At 63.1% G+C, this 15,857-nt stretch carries 15 protein-coding genes and 1 tRNA gene; 3 read left to right on the top strand and 13 right to left on the bottom strand.

What is annotated here, in order from left to right:
• Both ACH2EI_RS13985 and ACH2EI_RS13990 read left to right on the top strand, forming a co-directional pair.
• On the top strand, window positions 1-1,615 hold a 1,615-nt coding region (locus ACH2EI_RS13985; protein WP_395160485.1), incomplete at its 5' end, for a hypothetical protein.
• A complete protein-coding gene (locus ACH2EI_RS13990; RefSeq protein WP_395156674.1) occupies window positions 1,612-2,547 on the top strand; it encodes a hypothetical protein in 936 nt (311 codons plus the stop codon). The genes ACH2EI_RS13985 and ACH2EI_RS13990, both read left to right, overlap by 4 nt.
• Window positions 2,548-2,549: 2 nt before the next feature.
• Here the strand turns inward: ACH2EI_RS13990 and mazG are convergent, their stop codons facing one another.
• From mazG to ACH2EI_RS14035, 9 genes are all read right to left on the bottom strand, one after another.
• Window positions 2,550-4,001: a nucleoside triphosphate pyrophosphohydrolase gene (mazG, locus tag ACH2EI_RS13995; protein WP_395160487.1), complete on the bottom strand. Its 1,452-nt coding sequence runs from the start codon at window positions 3,999-4,001 to the stop codon at window positions 2,550-2,552.
• A gap of 23 nt (window positions 4,002-4,024) precedes the next feature.
• Window positions 4,025-4,525, bottom strand: a complete 501-nt coding sequence (locus tag ACH2EI_RS14000) for a hypothetical protein (protein WP_395156670.1) — start codon at window positions 4,523-4,525, stop codon at window positions 4,025-4,027.
• Window positions 4,526-4,571: 46 nt separating this feature from the next.
• On the bottom strand, window positions 4,572-8,054 hold the full coding sequence (gene mfd, locus ACH2EI_RS14005) for a transcription-repair coupling factor (RefSeq protein WP_395156668.1): 3,483 nt from the start codon (window positions 8,052-8,054) through the stop codon (window positions 4,572-4,574).
• Window positions 8,051-8,668, bottom strand: coding sequence for an aminoacyl-tRNA hydrolase (gene pth / locus ACH2EI_RS14010; protein WP_395156666.1), 618 nt, complete (start codon window positions 8,666-8,668; stop codon window positions 8,051-8,053). The genes mfd and pth overlap by 4 nt, the downstream gene beginning before the upstream one ends.
• A gap of 60 nt (window positions 8,669-8,728) precedes the next feature.
• Window positions 8,729-9,382, bottom strand: coding sequence for a 50S ribosomal protein L25 (locus ACH2EI_RS14015; RefSeq protein ID WP_395156664.1), 654 nt, complete (start codon window positions 9,380-9,382; stop codon window positions 8,729-8,731).
• A 283-nt stretch (window positions 9,383-9,665) separates the two neighbouring features.
• On the bottom strand, window positions 9,666-10,625 hold the full coding sequence (locus ACH2EI_RS14020) for a type IV toxin-antitoxin system AbiEi family antitoxin domain-containing protein (protein ID WP_395160489.1): 960 nt from the start codon (window positions 10,623-10,625) through the stop codon (window positions 9,666-9,668).
• A 170-nt stretch (window positions 10,626-10,795) separates the two neighbouring features.
• Window positions 10,796-11,785 (bottom strand): ribose-phosphate diphosphokinase, encoded by a 990-nt coding sequence (locus ACH2EI_RS14025; RefSeq protein WP_395152672.1) that lies wholly within the window; start codon window positions 11,783-11,785, stop codon window positions 10,796-10,798.
• 49 nt (window positions 11,786-11,834) lie between these two features.
• Complete coding sequence (locus tag ACH2EI_RS14030; RefSeq protein WP_395152671.1) at window positions 11,835-12,920, bottom strand: bifunctional N-acetylglucosamine-1-phosphate uridyltransferase/glucosamine-1-phosphate acetyltransferase; 1,086 nt, start codon at window positions 12,918-12,920, stop codon at window positions 11,835-11,837.
• Window positions 12,920-12,993: transfer RNA gene (locus ACH2EI_RS14035), tRNA-Gln, on the bottom strand. The genes ACH2EI_RS14030 and ACH2EI_RS14035 overlap by 1 nt, the downstream gene beginning before the upstream one ends.
• Before the next feature lie 177 nt (window positions 12,994-13,170).
• On the opposite strand from ACH2EI_RS14035, the gene ACH2EI_RS14040 reads away from it, so the two are divergent.
• Window positions 13,171-13,263 (top strand): 30S ribosomal protein bS22, encoded by a 93-nt coding sequence (locus ACH2EI_RS14040; RefSeq protein ID WP_015442868.1) that lies wholly within the window; start codon window positions 13,171-13,173, stop codon window positions 13,261-13,263.
• A 30-nt stretch (window positions 13,264-13,293) separates the two neighbouring features.
• Here the strand turns inward: ACH2EI_RS14040 and ACH2EI_RS14045 are convergent, their stop codons facing one another.
• From ACH2EI_RS14045 to ACH2EI_RS14060, 4 genes are all read right to left on the bottom strand, one after another.
• A complete protein-coding gene (locus tag ACH2EI_RS14045) occupies window positions 13,294-14,076 on the bottom strand; it encodes a 4-(cytidine 5'-diphospho)-2-C-methyl-D-erythritol kinase (RefSeq protein WP_395152670.1) in 783 nt (260 codons plus the stop codon).
• Window positions 14,066-14,881 (bottom strand): 16S rRNA (adenine(1518)-N(6)/adenine(1519)-N(6))-dimethyltransferase RsmA, encoded by an 816-nt coding sequence (gene rsmA / locus ACH2EI_RS14050; RefSeq protein WP_395152669.1) that lies wholly within the window; start codon window positions 14,879-14,881, stop codon window positions 14,066-14,068. The genes ACH2EI_RS14045 and rsmA overlap by 11 nt, the downstream gene beginning before the upstream one ends.
• 2 nt (window positions 14,882-14,883) lie before the next feature.
• A complete protein-coding gene (locus ACH2EI_RS14055; RefSeq protein WP_395152668.1) occupies window positions 14,884-15,447 on the bottom strand; it encodes a hypothetical protein in 564 nt (187 codons plus the stop codon).
• A 90-nt stretch (window positions 15,448-15,537) separates the two neighbouring features.
• On the bottom strand, window positions 15,538-15,857 hold a 320-nt coding region (locus ACH2EI_RS14060; protein WP_395160491.1), incomplete at its 5' end, for a TatD family hydrolase.

Below are 15,857 nucleotides of genomic sequence, written 5' to 3' on the forward strand. Positions count from 1 at the left end.
GGACACGAGCGCGTCGACTCCTGGACACGGGAAATCCAATGTGGCGGTGCGAGCGCTTCTTCCGATGCTGCCCGTCCGGCTGGTCGCACTGACCGGTGTCGCGTTGTCGCTTTTCCTGCACGGGTGGCAGAGAGGCCGTGTGATCGACGATCAGCCACGGTTGGAGGTCATCGCACCTCGTTCGCTGTTTGCCGGAGCGGTCGGCGTAATCGCCGTTGTGCTCTGGACGTTTATGGTCGTCGAGAACGCTCGTCGGATCATGGAACCAGCCCGTACACAGGAGTCCCCTCGACCTGGCTATGCGGTCAGGACGTGGATCCTGCCGGTGGCCTTCATCGTTGCTTCCTTGAGTGCAGTCAGCTATCTCTCAAGCGAGCTCAACTCGCCGATCAAAGGTACTGAATCGTCGATCCCCGTGATCCTTGGGATCGTCTCGATCCTTGCGCTCCTCCCGCTGCTGTACTCACCGATCACCTACCTCTCGTCGGTCGTCCGACGGATCGGTGGTCACGGCGTCACGCTCGCTGAATGGCTGTGGGTCCCCGCGGTCCTCGCCGCCGTCGGTGGCTCACTGGTGTTCTGGTTCCGCGCCGGAGGCGTCTTCGGCGAAGGTTCCGATGCTTTGGCTTCCACCTGGGTCGTCGCGGTTGTTGCGATCGTGCCGGCAGTTGTTGTCGTTCTCCTCGGCTGGCGTGCTGCCGCAGCGGTCGAGACCGATGTGGCCCAGGCATTCACACGTCGGTATTCGCTGGCCCACAAGACCACGACTCGCCGGTTCGGCGCGATGTTCACTGACGGTGGCCCGAACCAGGCGGTACTTCGAGACCGGGGCCGCATTCGCCAGATTCCTGGAGTGCGGGTCGTCTGTTTCGTCGTCAGCGCTGGTCTCGCTGGCTTGTCGCTGCTCAGCATGGTCGGTGCTCTGGTCGCGTTCCTGTTCTGGCAGGAGACGCGCGGTGGTGCACTCCGTTCGACGGAGAACGAACGAGTCTGGGACGTTCTCGCTCTCCTGCAGGACGTTGAACGGTCAGTTGCCGTTGTCGTTCTCGTCCTGGCGAGCTTGTGGACTTTTGCTGCGGTGACGAACATCCGGATGGCATCGGGTCGCCGGCGGAATCCAATTCTTGCGTTCGGGATGTGGCCTGCGACGGCCGCCGCCGTCTGGGCGGTGGCCGACCGCCTGATTGTCGAAGGCGATGCCGTCAGGGTCGTTGCTGGCTTCGCTGCCCAGGCAATCTTGCTGTCCCTGCCCTTTGCCCTGCTCCAACGTTCTGCTCAGGCCGTCAACGTCAGGCGAAACCCGATCTTGCTGACCTTTGTCGTCTGGATGCTCCTGTTGGTCCACGTCCAGGGCCTGGCTGGATTGTCGACGCTGTCCGAGACGTCCGAGTCGGTGCAGGTTGCGCGACTTGCCGGCTATCTCGCTATTGGCGCCCTGCTGCAGTTGGTCGCGACCTTCTCTGCAGCAGAGTCAACGCGCTCGATGAGCAATGCTGCTGAGAACCTCGCAGGGCATCACAATGCACAACTCGACAAGCACCGGAGCGTTGAGGTGTCGCGTGTTGCTGCCGGGCGTGCGGTTGGACCCTCCGTTGGAGCGTCGCCGCCGCAATGAGTCCCGACGCCGAATTCACCGACGGCGATCCCTCTACCGACACCACATCGCCTACGGACTTCGTCGCGCCAGATCCGAAAGGATCGGTCCGGTCCGCCCCGGTCAACTACAACCGCAGCGCCAGCTTTTCGCCGCTGCGCTCCGACCCGCCCCCGTCGCTCATTTCCACGTGGTGGCTGAGAACCGCGATCCTGATAATGATGCTCGGCGCCCTGGCGCTGACCATGTGGGCCGAATACACGGGTGAGAAGGGTGACATCGGGTCGCACCGCGCAGTGATTGGACTCCACATCGTCATCGCGGGCTCGCTCATGCTCTGGAGTTTTGCTGCGATGTACAACGCCAACAAGTTGGTGCCCCCGTCGCTGTACCAACGTCAGTCGAACCCACTGCTTGCTGTGGTGCTCTGGCTCGGGGCATTTGCTGCGCCCTTCGCTGCTGTCAAGGCCTTCGCGCTCTTCGATGAGCCGTCACCTGGCCCTGCTGGCGAACCGTCGAGCGAAGCAGTCAACTTCTTCGCGCTGGCAACCGTGGTACTTGTCTCCTTCGTTGTGGTGTGGCTGCCGTTCCGCTATCACGCCCGTCAGGCGTCGCGGGTCGGGGCGCCTCACAGGGTGATGCTCGGATGGTTTTTCGCGCCGTTGCTGGCCCTCATCGGCGGGTTCGCGATCCTCTTCCTCGGACTGCAAAACCAACTGGCCGTCGACGGTTTGACGGTAACGGAACGAACGGTTCAGGTTGGCGTGGTGTACGGGCTGCCGATGTTGATGTTCGCGATGGCGACGTGGCGTGCGATCACCGTCTTCGACGAAGTGATTGATCTGCGATGGCGACGCTGGAAGATCGAGTGGGAGAACACGCTCGAAGACTTTGTCCGTCAGCCAGCACCTGGGCCGGAAGGGTCACCTGACACCCGACTTCTCGGGAACTGATTTCAGCTCGCGTTGCTCTTGACTTCGTCCCACAGCGCGTCGAGCGTGACGAGGTCGGCGGCTTTCAGGTCGATGGATCTCGAGGCGGCTAAGGCCTCGACGCCTTCGAACCGTGCCCGGAACTTGTCGCTTGCGGCACGGAGCGCCAGTTCGGCGTCGATCTTGAGGTGTCGTGCCACGTTGACGACGGCGAACAGCAGATCACCCAGCTCGAGTTCGGTGGCGGCGGTGTCGGTCTGGGTCATTGCTTCGGCGAGCTCGGCGGTCTCTTCGACGATCTTTGGGAACGCGCCAGCAACGTCAGGCCAGTCAAACCCCACTTTGGAGGCCTTCCGGCCGATCTTTTGGGCATAGGCGAGCGATGGCAGTGATCGTGGAATGCCTTCGAAGATCGACGTCCGGCCTTTCTCGGCTTTCTTGATCTCGTCCCAGTTCTCGAGCACCGTGGCGGTGTTATCGGCGACGGTGTCACCGAACACGTGAGGGTGGCGGCGGACGAGCTTGTCGTGGATCCCCTGCGTCACGTCGGCGATCGTGAAGCGGCCTTCCTGCTCGGCGATTGTGGCATGAAACTCGATTTGGAACAGCAGGTCGCCGAGTTCCTCGATCAGGTCGTCGTCGCTCGACGGGTTGTCGGGGTCGAGAGCCTGCAGCGCATCGACGACCTCGTAGGTCTCTTCGAGCAGGAATGGAATGAGCGTTTCGTGTGTCTGTTCGATGTCCCACGGGCACTGCTCGCGCAGCGTGCGAGTGAGCTCATGGAATCGGACGTAGCCCTGGCCGACTGGTGCGGCCAACTGCGGTATGTAGATCGACGTGAGATGGTCCGCCTCGATCGTCTGATCGATGTGAGCCCAGGTCGTCTCCACAATGAGTTCGGCATCGGTGCCGAGCGCATGCAGCATCGTGACGGGTTCGTCGCCCCGAGCGTCCTCGACGGCCAGCTTGATCTCGTTGAGGACCCAGTTGGCATGCGTGTGAGCGACGAGCATCGGTCCGCGTTCGCCGGCCGCTGCAGTGGTGAACTCGTGGCCGTCAACGAGGCGTACGCCCGCTTCAACCGGGTCGATTCCGAGCCGCGCCCACGCCACGTCGAGGAACGACATGGCAGGAAGAACGTCGAGTTCGATTATTCCAGCGGCGGCCCGTTCGCGTAGATAGCGGACAGTGCGCTCGAGGACGAGCGGCGAACCGGGAACGGCGTAGAGCACCTCGCCATGCTCGTTCGCCGCAGCCGTCAGCCGGCTGGTGATTTCGATATAGACGTCGTCGAACGTGTCGGCCGTCTCGTACAGATCGTCGTGCGTGACGGCGTCGGGCACAAGGTGCGCCGACGGATGGATCGATGTCCGGAGGTGGCGGTGCTTGATCCGCTCGATGGTGGCGAGCGTCTCGGCGGTGACGTGGTCGACGCCTCCGGGCCCGAGACCAACGACGACGATGCGACCGGGCATGTGCAGATTTCGACTCGCCAGGCTCAGCCGAGCGCGACGACGGCGCTGGTTGCGCTGTCGAAGGTGCCAATCCGAGGATCGATGTAGACGTCGGCGGCATTGATGGCATCGAGCTGTGCCTGAGCGCCGTTGGACAGAGCGCTGACGATCGTCAGGTGGGCCTGTGCGTCGATCAGCAGATCTCGGACTTCGTCAGGCGCTTCGAGAAATGTCGGCAAGCTGCCGGCGAGGCCCTGGGTGGCGGCATCGCGATCGGCGTCGGTGACTTCGATGCCCTGCGCGCGGAAGTAGTCGTGAAGTGCGGCGGCGAGAACCAACGTGTTCGTGACGGATCGGATGGTGCCGAGGTCGTTAGTCGATTCTTCGGGGATGCCGATGGCGTCGATGATGCCGCTCAAGTCCTCGTGCGAGTATTCGACGTCGTTGACGCGAGCAGCAACGTCGTTGTCGGTGAACGTGGTGCAGCCTGCGGTGAGCGAGGCGGCAGCCAGCGGGAGCAGGATCGTCAACAGTCGGCGCTTCACCGGCATGACGATAGCGGTCACACTGTGCCAGGCACAGTGTGACCGGTCAGTCAGATTTCGGGGTGGCCTCTTCGACCAGGTCACGGAGGAACTTGACGAGGTAGGCCGACGGTTCGGCGTTGGTGCCGTTGGGGTTCCGCCGGGGGAGTGGTACGACGAGCTGGCCGAGATCTTCCTTGTACTTGGCACCCTTGGAGAGCCGACGGAGCCGCATCGTTTCGCTCAACTTGAGTTCGATTGGAGCGAGCTTGGCGTCGGTCGTGGAGATCTGAATGTCGCGCAGGCCGAGGCGATGGCACTGTGCTCGCAGATAGCCAACCTGCAGCAGCGCTTCGGCCGGCTCGGGCAGCGGACCGTAGCGGTCTTCCCATTCGGCGCGGATGTCATCGACCTGCGCGTCGGTCTGCACGCTGGCGAGACGACGGTACGCCTCGAGCCGGAGCTCTTCTTTGGCCACGTAATCGGTTGGGAGGAACGAGTCGGTCGGCACATCGAGCTTGATTTCCGCAGGAGCTTTCTTCGCTGGCTCGCCCTTCATTTCACTGACCGCTTCGGTGACCATTTGGCAGTACAGGTCGTAGCCAACGGCTGCGATATGGCCCGACTGAGACTCGCCCAGCAGGCTGCCTGCGCCTCGAATTTCGAGGTCGCGCATCGCGATCTTGAAGCCAGATCCAAGCTCGGTCGACTCGCTGATCGTGCGCAGCCGTTCGTATGCCTCTTCGGTCAGCACCTTGTCGGGTGGATAGAAGAGGTAGGCGTAGGCCCGCTGGCCAGAGCGGCCCACACGGCCTCGCAGCTGATGCATTTGGCCGAGGCCGAGGAGGTCGGAACGTTCGACGACGAGCGTGTTGACGGAGGGCATGTCGATGCCGGATTCGATGATGGTCGTGCACACGAGTACGTCGTAGTGGCCGTCCCAGAAGTCTTGGACGACAGTTTCGAGCGTGCTTTCATCCATCTGGCCATGAGCCACGGCGATGCGCGCGTCTGGGACGAGTTGGCGGAGCCGGGCAGCTGCTGTGTCGATCGAGCGCACACGGTTGTGGACCCAGAAGACCTGGCCCTCGCGAAGGAGTTCACGGCGGATCGCCTCGACTGCAACACGCTCCTCGTATTCGCCGACAAACGTGAGGATCGGCTGGCGTTCTGCCGGCGGGGTCTGCAGCAGCGAGAGGTCACGGATACCGACGAGGGACATCTCGAGTGTGCGCGGGATCGGCGTTGCCGAGAGCGTGAGGACGTCGACGTTCGTCTTCATCCTCTTCATTTTCTCTTTGTGCTGGACGCCGAAACGTTGCTCTTCGTCGACGACGAGAAGGCCGAGGTCCTTGAAATTGATGTCGGCCGCGAGGAGTCGGTGGGTGCCGATGATGCAGTCGACCTCACCGGATTTCACCTGAGCGATGACCTTCTTGGCCTGAGCTGCGGTCAAGAATCTCGACAGCACTTCGACCCGGATCGGGTAACCGGCGAAGCGGTCGGCAAACGTATTGCCGTGCTGGGTGGCAAGCAAGGTGGTCGGAGCGAGCACAGCGACTTGTTTGCCGTCTTGGATTGCCTTGAACGCAGCGCGGATCGCGACCTCTGTCTTGCCGAAACCGACGTCGCCACACACCAGGCGGTCCATCGGATGCGAGCGCTCCATGTCGGCCTTGATCTCGGCAATCGCGGTGCGCTGGTCAGGCGTCTCGACGAACGGAAATGCCTCTTCCATCTCGTGTTGCCAGGGCGTGTCCTGCGCGAAAGCGTGGCCCACTGCAGTAATCCGCTGTTGGTACAGCAGGACCAGCTCCTGCGCGACCTGACGGACCTCTGACTTGACTCGGCTCTTCGCTTTTGCGAAGTCGGATCCGCCAAGCTTGTGCATTGTCGGGGCTTCGCCGCCGACGTACTGGCGGAGTGCGTCGATCTGGTCAGACGGCACGTACAGCTTGTCGCCGCCCTTGTACGAGATGAGGAGGTAGTCGCGCTCGACGCCACCGATTGCCCGCTTGACCATGCCTTCGTATTGCCCGACGCCGTGCTGATGGTGCACCACGTAATTGCCCGCTTTGAGGTCTTGGAAGGTGGTGGTGCCTTCACGCTTTGGCTGGCGACGGGCTTTACGGTGAGCGCGGCGGCGTCCGGTCAAGTCGCTTTCGGCGACGATGCTGACCTTTGCGTTGGGCAGGGTGGCGCCACGATGAATCGGTGCGACCACGATGTGGCCGCCCGGGCCCAGGTTGAGCATGTCGCCGCTCTGAGACATCGCGCCGGTGAGCTTGCGGATTGGGAAGTCGAGCCCCTGGTCGAGGAGGAGCGAGCGCAGGCGGTCAGCTGATCCGGTGCCGTCGGCAGCGACCACCACGCGAAACCCGTTGCCGATGAGCTGTATCAGCCGGTCGGTGAGTCCGGAGCCGTCGCCGGCGACCGGCCCCCAGCCTGATGCTTCGACGACCGGGGTGTCGGGCGACTCGGGTGTCGAATCGATCGACCAGAAAGAGTGAGTGCCGCTGGCGGGGTCGGCAGCAAGAAGTGCATCGGGATCGGCGTGTAGCCGCGGGAACGACTTGTCGGGATCTCGAGCCCATGTGCTGGCGAGGGTCCGTGCAAGGTCGTCCTCTTCGGCGATCAAGTCGAGTGCACGGTCGCGCATCCGGCGCGGCTCGACGAGGAGCACCTTGGCGTTCGCCGGCAACACGTCGGTGATCAAACGGTCGTCTTCGATCAGCCAGGGGAGCCAACTCTCCATGCCGTCGAAGTGCGCGCCTTCAGCGAGGCGTTCCCACTGCTCACGGCCCCACGGCTCCTTCGCGACGAGGCCGGCGGCGCGAGCGCGGACGTCATCGGTCGGCATCAGCTCACGGGCTGGGAAGATCGTGACGCTGTCCAGGTCGTCGGTTGAGCGCTGATCGTTCACACCGAAACGCGTCAGTCGCTCGACCTCGTCGCCCCACAGGTCGATGCGGATTGGGGCGTCGGCTGTCGCTGGGTAGACGTCGAAAATTGCGCCGCGTCGGGCGAACTCGCCGCGGTGCTCGACCAGTTCTTCTCTGCGGTAGCCGAACTCGACGAGCTGAGCAGCGAGACGATCAGGGTCGACGTCGATCCCGGGTCGAATGATGATTGGTTCGACCGTCGTTGATCCCGGACCGAGCTTCTGCAACAGCGCGCGTACGCCAGCCACGATGATTTTGGGCGTTCTGTCCTCGTTGCCGAGGCGCCAGAGCACCTTGAGGCGTTGCCCCATTGTCTCGACGCTTGGGCTGACACGTTCGAACGGGAGCGTCTCCCAGCCGGGGAAGAGCACCACGTCGTCCTCGGGGACAAACTGCATGAGGTCGTCGGCGAGTTGGGCGGCCATCGTGCCGGTCGGACAGGCGACAACAAGTGGTCGGCGGTTCGACAGGTTGGCGAGCGCCGCAATAGCGATGGGCCGGGCGACTTCGACGATGGCGAGGCGCGCATCGGGCTCGCTGAGCGCTCGGGTGAGGCCGGGTTCGCTCCGCAGGAGGCCGGGCAGTGATTCGAGGGGGGCGCTCGTCATTGCTTGACGTTGTATCGGCGCATGGCGGCTTCGACTCCGTCGGAGATGATCAATTCGACGGCGTCGGCTGCGTCGATAACGGCGATGTCGAGCCGTTCCCGCTCGGACTTCGGGACCTTCGAAAGCACGTAGTTCTTGCCGGCTCCCGACGGGGGCTTCCCGACGCCGATTCGCACCCGCAGATAGTCCTGCGACTTGGTGTGAGCGGTGATCGAGCGCAGGCCGTTGTGGCCGGCCAGCCCGCCGCCTTCTTTCACCCGAAGAACGCCGGGATCAAGATCGAGTTCGTCGTGAATGACGATGATTCGGTCGATCGAGGGGATGCGGTAGCGCCGCACCTGGGCGCCGACCGCCTGACCTGATTCGTTCATGTACGTGATCGGAAAACTCAGTACGACTCGTTCATCGTTGCCAGGTGCCCCGAAACGCGTTTCGGCGGTGAGTGCATTGTCGCGCCCGCCCTTCAGTTGTTCCCGGTGGCGTTCAGCGAGCAGCTTCACGACGTCTTCGCCGACGTTGTGGCGCGTGCCAATGTATTTTGGTCCGGGGTTGCCCAAGCCGACGACCAGCCAATCGAACGGAGCACCTTTGCCGGTGCGGCCGAACAGACTCATATCGTTAGAGGGCCGAGCAGGCGATGCGGAATGGCATGCGGGCCACGTGGGCCCGGACGATCACTCGGCGCTATCGGCGTCAGCGGCAGGTGCGACGCCGTCAGCGGCTTCGGCTGCGGCGGCTTCAATCGCCTCGGCCTCGGCGTCAAGCACTGGGGTGCGCATCGTGAGGACGGTGACGACCGGGTACTCGGGGTCGGCTGTCGCAGTGACGCCGGCAGGCAGGACGATGTCGGAGACGCGGATCGTGGTGTCCATGTCCATCTCGGAGATATCGACAACGATTTCGTCAGGGATGTTGCGGGGCGTCGTCCTGACTTCGATGACGTTCATCGTGAGGTCGACGAGGCCGCCTCCGGCCTCAACGGCCTTGGCCTCGCCCACGAGGCGGACCGGTACGTTCACGCTGACTTCTTCGTTCAGGTCGACCTGAATGAAGTCGATGTGCTGGACGTTGCGCTTGACCGGGTGGCGCTGAATGGCCTTGACCAGGGTCGGGTAGACCTCGCCGTTGACCGAGAGGTCAAGGATGGTGTTCATACCAGCGGCACCGGATAGCGCGACGCGGAGGTCACGGCGAGCGACGGAGACGCTCAGCGGGTCCATGCCGTGGCCATAAACGACGCCGGGAATGCGATCAGCCGTGCGGAGGCGGCGTGATTCGCTGCTTCCAGTTGTGCGGCCAGCTTCGGCAATGAGAACGGTCTCAGACATGGGATTCGATCCTAGAAATCAAGTGTTTGGCCCCGCAACCACGGCGGAAACCTCGTCAATACAGCAGGTCGCAACGCTACCGCCCGCGCGCTGTATCCCCTCCTACTCGTGTCACACCCTCTCCCGAAATGCCCCGCCCCACCCTCTCCCAAAATGGAGACTGTTTCGCCTCGTGGGTGCTGTGTGATGGTCTCCATTTGAGCCGGAGCGGGGCTCGGGCCCGAAATGGAGACCGTTCTGCGCCACGGATGGGCTGTGATGGTCTCCATTTGAGGAGGTGTGTTCAAGAAATGGGGCCTCGACGGCTCAGAGGGATGTCTCGGAGGCGTTGGAGGTAGACCCTCCGGATCTGCTGAGCGAACACCGGCAGGTCGTGTTTGATCTGCTGGGTGAGGCGGATGATGTCCCAGCCGAGTTCGCCGCAGGCGAGATCTCGGAGTGTGTCCCGCTCCGAAGCATCAACCCCTCGGTGGAAACGATTGTGCCCCGGCTCGATTGCAAGGCGAATGTCTGGCCAGGCGATGTCGAGGTGCACCGTGATCGCGTCATCAGAGAGCCCAAGGGGGAATTGGCGGATTGGCTCCGGGAGCCCGGCATCACACAAGGCGTTGATCAGATCGCGCTCCAACATGCTCTGCGCTGGGCGTTCCATCTCGAAGGCTTTCTCCAGCCATCGCTCGAGCCGGGCAACACCGTCCTTGCCGCGACACCGATGACGATCGAGATAGATGTCGACCTCGCCAGGAATGATCAGGCCGATATTCCAGGCGTCGTCGGCAGCGTTCTCGAAGGCCCGATCCCGAAGGTCAGCGGCGAGGCCGAAGAGCATGCGGGCCGGCGTCGCCACCGTGATGCTGTTGTGTTTCTGGCGGTCCTCGGTGCCGTCGTACCAAGCTGTCTGTCGGACGGCGACCCAAGGTGCTCGGCTGATTCTCTTGTGCCGACGAGCCAGGGTGACTTCGATTGGCCGTTTGCGCATCCGGGCCAGGCCGAGCAGGCGACCGGCACTTCGACCGCTGATGAACCCGTCTCCATCGAGCCAGATGTTGATCGCAGCGCACCGCATTTCGTAGGTGTCTGGCGACGGCGCCATGAGGTACGCGCCTGGCAGGACACGGACAAGCCATCCAGTCGAAACGGAGCTCGTCAACCTGGTTGGAGAGCAGCCTGCGTCACGGAGTTGTTGGCGTGACACAACGCCGTGCTGGCGTCGGGCAAGGCGAAAGAGTTGTTTGTCGAACACAACCGTTCAGTGGGCGGCGGCCTGCCCGAAGCGGAAATTGGGACCGATTCAACGCGTGAGGGCGGAGGAATGGTCTCAATTTTGGGAAGGTCGCGAGAGTGCAGGCGAAATTGGGACCGTTTCAACGCGTGAGGGCGGAGGAATGGTCTCAGTTTTGGGAAGGTCGCGAGTCAGCTGAGGTTTTCGCCGTCGAAGATGTCGCTGACGCTGGTGTCGTCGAAGACCGCTCCGAGGGCTTGGGCGATCAGCGGAGCGACAGAGAGCACCACGATGTTCGGCAGTTGCTTCTCCACCGGGAGCGGCAGCGTGTTGGTGAGCACGATCTTTTCGAGCGGGCTGTTCTTCAAGCGTTCGATCGCCGGGCCGGAGAGCACGCCGTGCGTGGCCATGGCCCAGACGTTCTTGGCGCCGCGCTTCATCAACAATTCGGCAGCGGAGACGATCGTCCCGCCGGTGTCGATCATGTCGTCGGTCAGTACGCAGGTGCGTCCCTCGACGTCGCCCATGACTTCAGCGGCTTCGGCCACGTTGGTCGTGCCCTTCGGGCGGCGTTTGTAGATGAACGCGAGGTCAGCGCCGATATCGCCGAGGTGTTGTGCCATCCGCTCAGCGACCTTGATACGACCAGCATCGGGTGAAACAATCACCGGCCTGGATGCGTTCTCGCGGACGTAGGCCTCAAGGACCGGCATGGCGGTGAGATGGTCGACCGGGCCATCGAAGAAGCCCTGGATCTGTCCGGAGTGGAGGTCGATCGAGATCATCCGTTTCGCGCCGGCAACCTTGAACATGTCGGCGACGAGGCGAGCCGTGATTGGCTCGCGGCCGGCCGCCTTGCGGTCTTGGCGGGCGTAACCGTAGAACGGCACGACCGCAGTGATCCGCTTGGCCGACGCACGCGATGCGGCATCGATCATGATCAGGTGTTCCATGATCGAGTCGTTCACCGAACGACCATCGACGCCGTAGTGGGTCTGCATGATGAACACGTCGGTGCCGCGGACCGATTCGCCGAAGCTGCAACGGACTTCACCGTTCGCGAACTCGACGAGGTTGTCGTGACCGACCTCGATGTCGAGATGGGAGGCCACCTCCTGAGCAAGTGCAGGATGAGTGCGCCCCGTGTAGATAGCGAGGCGCTTGGTGGTGACCTTTTCCATGGGGAAGTCCCTGTTTGGTGTGTGTTGGTGGAGCGGCCGTGGCCGGAAGTCAGCTGACCGGGGCAGTGTAGAACGCGCCGGTCGTCGCATTCGAAAGCACCACGGACCCGGCAGGCAGGTGGGCGTACGGTCCCACCGTCGCGCCGGCCCCGATTGTTGCCTGATGACCGACGCTGTGCTCGACGCGTACGCCATCAGCCACCGTGCAATCGGTGAGGCGAGTGTCAGGCCCGATCTCGCAACTGTCACCGATCGTGGTCGAGCCCTGCAGCATCGTGCCCGGGTAGAGCGTGACGTCGCGTCCGATCGTGACGTTCACGTCGATGAAGGTCTGACGGGGATCAAGCATCGTGACGCCGTTCAACAACCAGTGCCGGTTGGTGCGGTTGCGCAGCTCGCGCTCAGCGAGTGCCAACTGCCACCGATCGTTGACGCCCTGAGTTTCTTCCGGTGGCGCCTGCACCGCACCGATGCGGTGGCCCATCGACGCAAGCGCTGCGATGACGTCGGTGAGGTAATACTCGCCTTGTGCATTATCGGTCGTGAGATTGCGCAGCGCGGGCCCAAGCAGATCCCGGCGAAAGCACAGGATGCCGGTGTTCCACTCTTTGATGTCGAGTTCGTCAGGCGATGCATCGCGTTGTTCGACGATCCGAAGGACCTGGCCATCTTTCTTGCGAACCACGCGGCCGTAGCCGGTCGGATCGTCGAGAACGCTGGTCAACAGCGTGGCGGCGTTCTGGTTGGCAACATGCGTGGCGACGAGTTCGTCGAGCGTGTCGGCACGCAGCAGCGGCGTGTCGCCGGGCAAAATGACGATCGTGGCGTCGTCGTCGTAGTCGTCGCCATCGAATGCGGTCATCCCGATGGCGGCTGCATCGCCGGTGCCGTTCTGCTCGATCTGCTCGACGAACGCAACGTTGGCCCAGCTCGGAGCTCGCTCTTGAACTTTCGCCCGGACCTGTTCGCCCATATGGCCGATGACGACTGCGGTGCGGTCGGGCTGGAGCTTCTCGAGTGCGTGAATCACGTGCACGACCATTACTCGACCGCAAATCAGATGCAGTGGCTTTGGTCGGCTGGATCGCATGCGAGAGCCCTCGCCGGCCGCGAGAACGATGGCAAAAACGCTCATGGTTCCGGGGGGAGGAATCGAACCACCATTCTCGGCACCAAAAACCGCTGTCTTGCCGTTAGACGACCCCGGATCGAATCGGTCTTCAAGCTACCGGGCGCGACGGCCGCGCCAACTGCTTGATTGCCCAATGACCCGAAGTGGCGAGGTCGGTCGACCAACGGCGTCCACTTCCCACCGAGCGGAATCCGACATGTGACCGACACGGGGCGTGGCGCGTGGACACCTCGCCGATAGTGTGGCCCGCCTTATGGGTTCGTTGATCAAGAAGCGTCGCAAGCGGATGCGCAAGAAGAAGCACAAAAAGATGCTTCGTCGTACGCGTCACCAGCGTCGCAAATAGTCCAATTCGTCCGGCGTCGCCGAGCTGTCATCAGCTCGTGCGGTTCGCCGCAAAATCTGACGGCACTGCATGTGCCAACGCCACGTATGCGCCCTCATCGACCAAGTCGGTGAGGGCGTTGTGGTGTTCCCCCTCGACAAACCAGGTGGCACCGCTGCCTGCGAGCGTCGGGGCACGGCCGCATCGGTCGCCGATGCGGTCCCTCCACTGTGCGAGCAGTGGTTCGACTGCGATTGCTGCCGGTTCAAGGTCGTTTGGTCCGTCAACTGTGGGGCCGCCGAGGTCGTCCCAGGCACGATAAACCGCCGGTGTACTCACGCAGAGCGGTGGGACGATCAGCGTGACCAAGCGATCGACGTGCGGGAGTGGTTCCAGAATTTCGCCGATTCCCGTGACGCGTGCGCGGCCGCCAACAAGGCAGAATGCGATGTCAGCGCCGAGTTCGGCGGCCCGTGCGAGGCTGACGTCGTCGGTCGCCCAACCCGTCCAGGCGAGTGCAGTCGCTGCGTCGGTCGAGCCACCGCCGAGGCCGCCACCGTGTGGAATCTGCTTGTCGATGGTGACGTGTGCTGAGCTGCCAGCGAGGCCGAGGGCCCGCGCGACCAGGTTCGATCCGTCGGTGGGCACTCCGTCGGAAAACTTTCCGGTCACAGCGAGGCCGACGCGATTGGGGTCAAAGACGAGGACATCGTGCAGATCGAGACTGATCATCTCGGCGTCGATGAGATGGAATCCGTCGGGGCGGATACCGGTCATCTTCAGCGACAATGTGAGCTTGGCATGGGCGCGAAGGGTGATCAGCTCAGTGGCCATGGACAATCTCGGTGAGGCGGCACCAGGCGTCGACATCGAGTTCCTCGGGCCGTGACGTACCTGCAACGTCAGCAGCTTCGAACTGCTCCGCGGCAACGATGCCCGACAGCGACTTGCGGAGCATCTTGCGGCGCTGTCCGAAGGCGGTTTTGACCAGGGTGAACAGTTCGACGGGATCGGTTGTCGGTGGTGTGCGGCGAGTGATCTCGACGAGTGCCGATTCGACGTTTGGGCGAGGAACGAACACGGTGGATGGCACGATGCCGACGATTCGCGCCGAGCCCCAGTAGGCGGCCTTCACGCTGATTGCGCCGTAGGCCGAGGTGCGCGGTGCCGCAGCGAAGCGTTCGGCGACCTCGCGCTGCACCATCACGAGAATCCGTTCGACCTGCGGAACGAAGTCGAGGATGTCGCAGACGAGCGGCGTCCCAACGTTGTACGGGAGGTTGGCAACGAGGACCCATTTGATCGATGGATCGAGCATCTCGTCCCAATCGAGACGCATTGCATCCGCCTCGACGACGCGCACGTTTGCGTGATCGGCGACTTCTGCGCGTAGGACTGGCACCATGCCGGCGTCGACCTCAATCGCCGTCACATCGGCGCCCGTGTCGGCGAGCGCAAGTGTGAGCGAGCCGAGCCCGGCTCCGACTTCGACCACATGGTCGTTCGGGCCCACCCGAGCGAGGTCAGCGATGCGGCGAACAGTGTTTGGATCGGCCACAAAATTCTGGCCGAGGTCGCGTCGCGGAGCGAGCGAATGTGCGTCCAGCAGGTCGTGGATGCGCGGGCGCGAATGTGTCATCGTTACAACCGGACCTGGACCGAGATCGGTGCATCAGTCAAGTCGGCTAACTGGACGAAATTGTCGGTGTGTAAGACGATGTCGGTCGGTTGGTTGACGGGCGCGAGCATGATACTGCAGGTGGTCGAACGCAAATTGTCGAGGTTGATCACGGTAACGATCTGGCCTGGTTCGATGTCTTTCGCGAAACACGTCAGGGTGTCGGGAACGGTGCTGAGAAATGTTGCCTGGGCGAAGATCGAATCGGAACCATCGGCTGTCTGTACTGCGATTTTGGTGACGCCACCCTGTTGGGGAGCAGGGCCATCAAGAAAGATCGGGTCCGTGTCGCGGATCGTGTCGGGGGTCGGCAGGTTGCTCTGACCGATTGTTGTCTGCACAGTGATCGGTGTGCCGGCCGTGGTCTCAGCGCTGGCTGCCTGATTCCCGACGTCGACGCCGGCGGTTGCGATGTTCGGCCCTGGAGCTGGATCGTCGCGATTAACGAACCAGAGCGCGGGCAGCGCAATCAGACTGAGCAAGGCGGCGAAGTAGAAACGTCGTCGGTCGGTGTCGTCGAGGGCCACTGGTCAGTCTTCAGTCAGACGCTGCGCGGGTCTGTCGCAGTGGACTGCGACCGCGTTGCGTCGGGGATGGAGCGTATCCCACCGACGTGTTCAGGCGATGCCGGGCAGGACGCGCCGGGTGTTTTCAGCGGTCTGAGCAGCAACTTCGCCGATCGGAAGCTCGCGGAGATCGGCAATGAACTGGCCGACGTGCGGCACCCAGGCTGGGCGATTGATTTTGCCGCGGTGCGGGAGCGGTGCCAGGTACGGGCTGTCGGTTTCCACCAGGAGCGAATCGAGCGGGCAGAGCCGCGCTGCTTCTTGCACCTCCGGAGCGCTCTTGAATGTGACGATGCCGGAGAAGGAGAGCACGGTGCCACGTTCGAGCGCTCGTCGAGCCTCCGTCGGGCCGCCAGTGAAGCAGTGGAAGA

The sequence above is a fragment of the Ilumatobacter sp. genome (genome assembly GCF_041688325.1).
Lineage (GTDB): Bacteria > Actinomycetota > Acidimicrobiia > Acidimicrobiales > Ilumatobacteraceae > Ilumatobacter_A.